This is a genomic window from Arcicella sp. GW458-12-2-14-TSB2 (assembly GCF_059423785.1).
The window spans coordinates 1-8,984 of sequence record NZ_JBWKYN010000216.1 but is presented as its reverse complement, the minus strand read 5'-3'; the positions used below and the strand labels follow the sequence as shown (position 1 = coordinate 8,984).

The following is an 8,984-nucleotide window of genomic DNA, read 5'->3' as shown; positions in this document are numbered from 1 at the left end:
CAAATATATCATTTGTATGAAATTTTCAAATAAAAAATTGAAAAATTTACATATTTTAAAGCCTATAAAATGATTTTATTGCAGAAATACAGATAGTTATAGAAATTCTCAATACAACGTAAGGAGATATAGTAAATGTCCATAATGTATATCTCCTATAGTTACTTATAACGGCTGAATGTAATATGTCCACGATGTACGTCCCCTATTGTTATCTACAACGGCTGAATGCAATTCAGCCCTACTGGGAATCGGGTATGACCGCGATGTTCGTCCCCTATCCTTACCTGCAACGGCCGAATGAAATTCAGCCCTACAGGTGGAATAAACGTAATTAATTACCTACTTATAAAATTCATCATCCATCTAACACTTAACTAGCCTACTAAATCTATGATTTAGTAGCTTTTTTGTTTTATCTTTACGGCTATTATTAGCTTCTGACGATTACAGTGAAGCCACTAATCATTCCATGTTGAAATTATTTTACGGAGGACACGATGAAAAAACAGACAAAAGCCATCAGAATTCAAGCAGAACGTTCACAAAACCGTGAGCACTCTGTTCCACTATATCTTACTTCAAGCTTTACTTTTGAAGATGCTGAACAAGGACGTGCCATTTTCGCAGATGAAATGGAAGGCAATATCTATTCTCGCTACATGAACCCGAACGTAGATGAGTTCGTAGAGAAAATGTGTATGCTTGAAAACACTGAAGACGGTATCGCTTTTGCTACGGGCATGGCTGCTAACTTTGCTGCTATGGCGGGTTTATTAAAATCTGGCGACCACGTGGTGGCTTCAAAAGCCCTTTTTGGTTCATGTATCCAGATTCTAAGTAAAATCCTTCCTAAATGGGGTATCACTACTACTTTTGTGGATGGACACGACCTACAGGCTTGGGAGGCTGCTATTCAGGATAATACTAAATTCTTGTTCTGCGAAAGTCCATCAAACCCGGGGTTAGATTTAATCGACCTTGAGGCGATTTGTCAGCTAAAAGCAAAACATAACCTGATTTTGGCTGTAGATAACTGCTTTGCAACACCAGTGATTCAAACGCCAGCCGACTGGGGTGCTGATTTGGTGATTCACTCGGCTACAAAATATATCGACGGACAAGGTCGTGTGTTGGGTGGTGTAATATGTGGTAGAGAGTCGTTGATTAATGAAATCCGTTTCTTTGCTCGCCATACAGGGCCATCGATGTCGCCTTTCAATGCATGGATTTTATCTAAAAGCCTTGAAACCATCCATTTACGCATAGAAAAACATTCAGACAATGCTTTGAAACTAGCACAAGCATTAGAGAAAAACCCTGCGTTGAATGCTGTAAAATATCCATTCCTTAGCTCACATCCGCAGTTTGACTTAGCTAAAAAGCAAATGAGAATGGGTGGAGCAATCTTGACGATTGACATCAAAGGTGGCTTTGAAATGGTAAACGAGGTATCGAAACATATCAAAATTGCGTCTATTTCACCCAACTTAGGCGATACTAGAACTATCATTACACACCCTGCTTCAACAACGCACTCTAAATTAAGCCCTGAGCAAAGAGCCGAAGTAGGTATCACCGACGGCTTGGTAAGAATAGCAGTAGGCCTAGAAGCCGTGGAAGATTTGATAGAAGATTTTGAACAAGCATTAGAAAAAGCAACGCAGCTTCAACTTCAAGAAGAGGAAGAAGAAACAGCTGTGGCAGAATAGTCTTTTTAAAAATATCATTTACCAAGCCATGCTTTTACTGAAAGCAGGATTATTATGTGCTAACCCTTTCTATTAGCGGGTGACTTAAGTCACCCGCTAATAGAAAATGAATTTTATCCCTAGCGAGGGACTTATTAGCTTTCATAAAATAACCGTTCCTTTTGTATTTTGGTTAATGTTTTTACATATAGTTCCAAGAAAGTTATCTGGGTTCAACAATACTACATATTTTCGAAGGTCATTATGATTGTGAAGTGTTGTAAACAAAGGCTAAAAAGAACGATTAATTTATGAATCTTAATAAGTCACCCGCTAATAGAAAATAAATTTTATTCCTAGCGAGGGACTTAAGTCCCTCGCTAGGGATATAGGGTACAAATCAGTAAAAATGACTTGGCGAAAGAGTCTCCTACAACAATGTATATAGCCTTACTTATTTGTCTGAGTTTAGTATTAGCCAATGTCGTAATTGGTGTATATGCCGAACGTAAAGTTTCTGCTTTTATGCAAGACCGCCTCGGTCCTATGGAAGTAGGGAAGTATGGTTTGCTCCAAGTAATAGCCGACTTGGTTAAATTACTTCAAAAAGAGGACATCGTTCCTGCCTTGGCCAATAGAAAACTCTTCTTGGTTGCCCCATGTATTATTTTCGTGGCTATTTTTGCGGGCTTCGCCGTGTTGCCTTTGGGCCCTAGCGAATACCTTCAAGGTTCGCAAGCGGAGGTCGGGCTGTTTTATTTATTAGCAGTAATTTCTATCGACATCATCGGTATCTTGATGGCGGGCTGGGCTTCTAACAATAAGTATTCTTTGTTTGGAGCGATGCGTTCGGTAGCACAGATTGTTTCTTACGAAGTTCCGTTGGGACTAACCGTAATTTGTGTAGCGATGATTTCTCAAAGTCTTAATTTACAGGAAATTAGCTTACAACAAGGGATTTATACTGAAGAAACCAATTATTTATTTGGCTTGAAGTTTCTGGATATTGATGTTTCAAAAGTGGGGGGATTTCTTTCATGGAATATCGTTCGTGTTCCGTTTTTCTTCCCTATTTATGTCATCTTTTTTATTGCTACGTTGGCGGAATGTAACCGTGCTCCTTTTGATTTGCCCGAGGCAGAATCTGAATTGGTAGGTGGCTTTCATACAGAATATTCGGGGATGCGTTGGGCTTTGGTATTTTTGTCGGAATACGGCATGATGTTACTGGTAAGTATCCTTGGTGCGATTTTATTTTGGGGTAGCTGGAATACGCCTTTCCCAAATATCGGCTTTTTAAGATTAGCTGACTGGACTTCTGGCGAGCCTAATACTTGGGCTGGTGCGTTGTGGGGTTTTTTCTGGCTGATTGCTAAATCATATATAGGGGTATTTATTCAAATGTGGATTCGCTGGACTTTCCCTCGTTTACGTGTTGACCAACTGATGTATCTTACTTGGAAAGTCCTCACTCCTTTCGCTATTCTAGGCATTTTTCTGTCGGCTATTTGGCGGTTGTTGATGTGAATTAGTTGTGATTGGGTGAGTTAGTGAGTTGTGAGTGAGTGAGTTTTTATGCAGTCGCTCGTTTCTAACGAGTGACGATTATTCGCTGAAGCCCTCTGGGCGAATGTTCATAAGGAAGAAACTATAAATCTACCAATTATTATAGCTACATTTTTTATCGGGTTTGAAATCCTTTTTATCTATATTTCGAGATGTCTTTCAGAACATTTCGAAGAGCAAAAATCTGTTAATTTAGTCTTTAAAACCAAGCGTTGAAGCCCTCATCTCTAGCGAGGGACTTAAGTCCTACTGATTACCCACATCTTTTAAAAAGTTGAAATGGAAATGTTATTATTGATTAAATTAGCTTAAATGTACATAAATAGTTTTTAAAACCAATCGTTGAAGCCCTTATCACTAGCGAGGGACTTAAGTCCCTCGCTAGTGATGAGTATCTTATTATTAATGGCTTTTTCGGCTGGAAGCCTTATAATAGTCGTCACTCGTTAGAAACGAGCGACTGCGTAAAAATTATTATCCTCAAAATCCTTTCCTATTAGCGGGTGACTTAAGTCACCCGCTAATAGGAAAGGTTAGGACTTAAAATACCGACAACCGATAGCTTAATGCTTACAGCCTTTAAACATAATCACTCATTCACAATTCACTAATTCACAATTAACTAACTAATTCACAACTCACTCAATCACTCACTCACAACTAATGTCCCCATTAATCGTCATACTCGGTCCAACTGCTAGTGGGAAAACTCATTTGGCTGTACAGCTCGCTCATGTTATTGATGGGGAAATAATCAGTGCGGATTCTCGGCAAGTATATCGAGGAATGGACATTGGTACGGGTAAAGATTTGGACGAATTTGAGATGCAAGGGAAAAAAATTCCACATCACCTTATCGATATTATCGATGCGGGCGAAAGCTATCATATTTATCAATTTCAACAAGATTTTCAGCAAGCCTACAACGATATTTTGCAGCGAGGCAAAACACCGATTCTGTGCGGAGGGTCGGGGATGTATTTAGAGGCCGTACTGAAAGGCTATGAATTTACGGCCATTCCGATAGACTTGCCCGCTAGAGAAAAATTACTGGAAAAGTCTACAGAAGAGCTACTTAGCATTTTTGAAGAGCATAAAAGTATCTATTCAGAGAAGTCGGATACTTCAACAAAAAAGAGATTAATCAGGGCTATCGAGATTAATCTATTCCTAAAAAACAACCCTGATTTTAAAATTACGCCCCAAAATGTTCCCCAAGCCATTATTTTTGGCATCAATCCAAGCGTAGAACTCCGACGCGAACGCATTACCAAACGACTATCAGACCGTTTAGCCAATGGTATGATAGAAGAAGTACAAACACTATTAGCCAAGGGAATCCCAGCCGAAAAACTGATTTTTTATGGACTGGAATACAAGTTTATCACCCAATATCTCAATAACGAAATAGACTATCAAACCATGTTTGAGAAGCTAAACGTAGCCATCCATCAGTTCGCAAAACGACAGATGACCTACTTTAGAAAGATGGAAAATAACGGCCTAATAATCAACTGGTTAAGTCCAGAACTACCGTTTAATAAAATTATAGAAACAATTTTAAGGGAAATTGCTGATTTTCAATAGTTTTCATCTATTTTTACTCGAAATCTAAATCTAAGGCATAGTTTTTTTACGTATTTAATGTAAGAAAATAAACCTGAACTTAACATCAAATATCTACCGTTATGGCACTAGCAATTCTATCATTCATGTTATTGGGTATGGGAGTATACCTTTCTTTCAAAGTAAGTACACATAGAGATGACAAATATCCTATGAATAACTAATCATCCGTTTCAAGTAGCTCAAGAATATTCATTAGTTCGTCGAAATCTCCAAAACCTGGTCTGATTTCGTCGTTACCTTTTAGGGCAAATCCCTTCAATTGGGTTTGTTCTAAAAGGTCATTTATGTTTGATTCCTTTACGCCAAAACCTAACAGTATTGGGTACTGAAACGACCATGCGTCAATCTGACTCAGGGTGGCATCGTCTATTACGCCAAACTCATCCGAACTTTCCAATAAAAAGTATTCAACCATTCCTTTGGTTGTCTGAAACAATGCAGGAAGGTTTGCCGTAGCAAAATCTACTTTCAGGATGATAGGCAAGTTTATTCTTTGAATCTCCGCTAAGTTTTCCCAAGCACTTACTTGTAGATAATCAGGCTGAAAGGTTTCTGCCAATTCGGCGATTTTAGCTACGTCGTTAGTATCAGTTTCGCCCACTACTTGTACGCCCGCTAACCAGCCACGCATTTCTTTATATTTCTCAAAGTCGAGTTTATCCATCGAAAAACCCAACAGGTCTACTCCCATTCCTGCACAATAGCGTGCGTCAGAGAGGTTATTTAACATTGATACTTTTACGGTTGTTTTAAGCATAATTTTTATATGGCTTTTATTATTGCTGTCGGCTTTTGGTCGTCGGCTTTCAGTTATCTGCTTTGGGCATTTGGATTTGAATAACCCGTGGTCTGTGGCACACAGAACACAAAAAAATATTCATATCGATGATTTTATCATTCAAAATTGGCAAGTATGGTGTTCTGTGTGCCACAGACCACGGGTTATGTTCCTTATTGTTGCTTTTCCCTTACCGCTTTTCTAGTGTTACTCCCTAGCGAGGGACTTAAGTCTCTCGCTAGGGATAAGGGGTTTATTCTTTTTGTCTTTGTAGGTATTACAGGGTCGCCTAGACCATTAAGGGCGAAAAAAATCATTTTCTATTAGCGGGTGACTTAAGTCCTACTGATTACCCACATCTTTTAAAAATTAAAAATGAAGATGTGATTATTGACAAAATGGGCTTAAATCGCCTCTCAAACCTCACCCCCAACCCCTCTCCTTCAGAGAGGGGAGCTTTAAGGCCCAGAGTCTGCTCCCCTTCTCTGAAGGAGAAGGGGCTGGGGGATAAGGTTATTACAAGTTGATTATCAGTCAGTTATCAACTTATGGGTAATCAATAGGACTTAAGTCACCCGCTAATAGAAAGGACTAAACCTTAATAATACTGCTTCAATAAGAAGAATATCTAAAATAAAAAACAAACCCGTTTTGAGTTTGTCCTAAAAACTACTTTTTGCAGCATACAATATCTTTTCAGCATATCTGGTGGGGCAAAATTACATGTTAGTATATGGATAAACAATAATTTGCTTTCAAAAATAAGCGAGAGGTAGGCTATCGGTCGTAGGCTATCGGATGTCTGCTATTGGTTATTGTGGCTTTGGGTGATAGGCTATAAGTCATTATATGTATCACATCATCTCAAATATTCAATATTTTTATAGTAAGTATAATATTTAGTAGCTAAAAGTTTGCTACTTTAGCGTTTTTTTAAAATTTTAAATCCTTAATTTTTTTAATTAGAGATTTAAAATCCCTAATCTAAATAACACTTATTGAAATGTCTGAACAGCAAAAGAAAATATTAGAGCAACAACTCTGGAATATAGCCAATACACTACGAGGGAAAATGAATGCCGATGAATTCCGAGATTATATTTTGGGATTTATTTTTTATAAATATTTGGCTGAAAAAATGGAGATTTATGCCAATTCTATTTTGCAACAAGACAATCTTCAATTCAGAAATATCCAAGAGAATACGCCCGAAGGCGAAGAATATATTCAAGCAATCAGAGAAGAAGCGCTTGAAACATTGGGGTACTTCTTAAAACCTTCTGAACTGTTTAGTGAGATAACTAAACGGGGGAATAGTGATAGTAACAATTTTATTCTTGAAGATTTACAGAAAATATTAACCAATATTCAGCTGAGTACGATGGGTACGCAAAGTGAAGAAGACTTTGAAGACCTATTCTCTGATATGGACCTAAATAGTAACAATTTAGGTAGAAACGCTGAAAGTAGAAATGCCCTTATTGTTAAGGTACTGTTACATCTTGACGAAATCGACTTCAAGCTAGAACATACAGAACTTGACGTATTGGGTGATGCTTATGAATATTTAATTGGTCAGTTTGCTAGTGGTGCAGGCAAAAAAGCAGGAGAATTCTACACACCTCAGGAAGTTTCTAAAATTCTGGCAAAAATTGTTACGACAGGTAAAAACAGACTAAAATCAGTGTATGACCCTACCTGTGGGTCTGGTTCGCTGTTGCTTCGCGTAGCCCGAGAGGTAAAGGATGTGAATAATTTCTATGGACAAGAAATGAACCGTACTACGTACAATCTTGCCCGAATGAATATGATACTTCATGGAGTACATTACCTCAAATTTGACATCAAGCAGGAAGATACACTAGAGCATCCACAACATTTGAATGATATGCCTTTTGAGGCTATCGTAGCAAATCCTCCATTTTCAGCCAATTGGAGTGCCAATCCTTTATTCCTGAACGACGACCGCTTTAGTCAGTATGGAAAATTGGCACCAGCCAGCAAAGCCGACTTTGCGTTTGTACAACACATGATTTACCATCTGGCAGAGAACGGCACAATGGCGATTGTATTACCACATGGTGTTTTGTTCAGAGGAGCAGCAGAATTACACATTCGTAGGTATCTTATTGAACAGAAAAATTATTTGGATGCTGTAATTGGGTTACCTGCCAATATCTTTTACGGAACCAGTATTCCAACTTGTATTTTGGTGTTTAAAAAATGTAAGGAAGACCCAGACCATATTTTATTTATTGACGCCAGCAGGGAATTTGAAAAAGTAAAAACCCAAAATATGTTACTAGAGGAACACATCGATAAGATTGTGGATACCTATCGTAGCAGAAAAGCGATTGAAAAATATAGCCATTTAGCTACGCTAGAAGAAGTAGCAGAGAATGATTATAACCTCAACATTCCCCGATATGTAGATACCTTTGAAGAGCAGGACGAAATAGACATCCAAGCGGTTATGCAGGAAATCAAATCTTTGGAGTGCAAAAGAGCTGAGTTGGACAAAGAGATTGATGTCTATTTCAAGGAATTAGGACTTGTTTTTTAATTTTTTATATCCTTAATGTTTTTACTAACGAAATTTAAATGAGCAAGATGGAGAATGAAAAATTAAAAGTGGGTAAAGTTCCTAATGAAGGAAATTTAAACATTCCACGCCTTAGATTTCCGGGGTTTGAGGGGGAGTGGAAAGTGAAGAAGTTAGGGGAGATGGCTGACAAAGTAAATAGTGGAAAGACTCCTTTAGGTGGTGAAGCTGTTTATACAAAAGAAGGTGTACTTTTCATACGAAGTCAAAATGTAAATAATAACAAGTTAGAATTAGAAAATTCTGTATTTATTCCAGAGTTGATAAATAACCAAATGAAAAATAGTATCGTCCAAGCTAATGATATACTTCTTAATATAACAGGTGCATCACTGGGACGAAGCTGTGTAGTTCCTAATGATTTTAAAAGTGGAAATGTTAATCAACATGTTTGCATTATAAGATTAAATAAACAATACAATCCAAGGTTTGTACAACTATTGTTTTCCTCGAGTAAAGGTCAAATAATCTTTACTAGTTTGCAAACAGGAAGCGGTCGAGAAGGATTAAACTTTGAAAGTATCAAAAGTATAAAGTTCTCTATACCTATTCCAGATGAACAACAAAAAATAGCATCATTTCTGTCGCTGATAGATGAGAGAATAACAACTCAAAACAAAATAATTGAGGAATTGAAGGTATTAAAAACTACCGTTGCCAAAAAGATATTTTCACAGAAATTAAGGTTTAAAGATGATGTTGGAAATGATTTTCAGGA

General features: G+C 37.6%; 6 protein-coding genes. 5 read left to right on the top strand and 1 reads right to left on the bottom strand.

Going from position 1 to position 8,984, the window contains the following annotated elements; all coding sequences use genetic code 11:
- Positions 1-500 precede the first annotated feature (500 nt).
- The 3 genes from AC07XN_RS21640 to miaA all read left to right on the top strand — a co-directional run bounded on the left by AC07XN_RS21640 (position 501) and on the right by miaA (position 4,844).
- Positions 501-1,712, top strand: a complete 1,212-nt coding sequence (locus AC07XN_RS21640) for a trans-sulfuration enzyme family protein (protein ID WP_309923987.1) — start codon at positions 501-503, stop codon at positions 1,710-1,712.
- A gap of 417 nt (positions 1,713-2,129) precedes the next feature.
- Positions 2,130-3,218 (top strand): complex I subunit 1/NuoH family protein, encoded by a 1,089-nt coding sequence (locus AC07XN_RS21635; protein ID WP_494744565.1) that lies wholly within the window; start codon positions 2,130-2,132, stop codon positions 3,216-3,218.
- Between the two features lie 702 nt (positions 3,219-3,920).
- Positions 3,921-4,844 (top strand): tRNA (adenosine(37)-N6)-dimethylallyltransferase MiaA, encoded by a 924-nt coding sequence (gene miaA, locus AC07XN_RS21630; protein WP_494744564.1) that lies wholly within the window; start codon positions 3,921-3,923, stop codon positions 4,842-4,844.
- Between the two features lie 199 nt (positions 4,845-5,043).
- Here miaA and AC07XN_RS21625 read toward each other — a convergent pair whose 3' ends face one another.
- The gene (locus tag AC07XN_RS21625; RefSeq protein WP_494744563.1) at positions 5,044-5,643 is read right to left on the bottom strand and encodes a beta/alpha barrel domain-containing protein; all 600 of its coding nucleotides are present in this window, start codon (positions 5,641-5,643) and stop codon (positions 5,044-5,046) included.
- A gap of 1,024 nt (positions 5,644-6,667) precedes the next feature.
- Between AC07XN_RS21625 and AC07XN_RS21620 the strand changes: the two genes are divergently transcribed.
- Positions 6,668-8,227, top strand: coding sequence for a type I restriction-modification system subunit M (locus AC07XN_RS21620; protein ID WP_494744562.1), 1,560 nt, complete (start codon positions 6,668-6,670; stop codon positions 8,225-8,227).
- A gap of 47 nt (positions 8,228-8,274) precedes the next feature.
- The coding region (locus AC07XN_RS21615) for a restriction endonuclease subunit S (RefSeq protein ID WP_494744561.1) at positions 8,275-8,984 on the top strand (710 nt) is incomplete at its 3' end.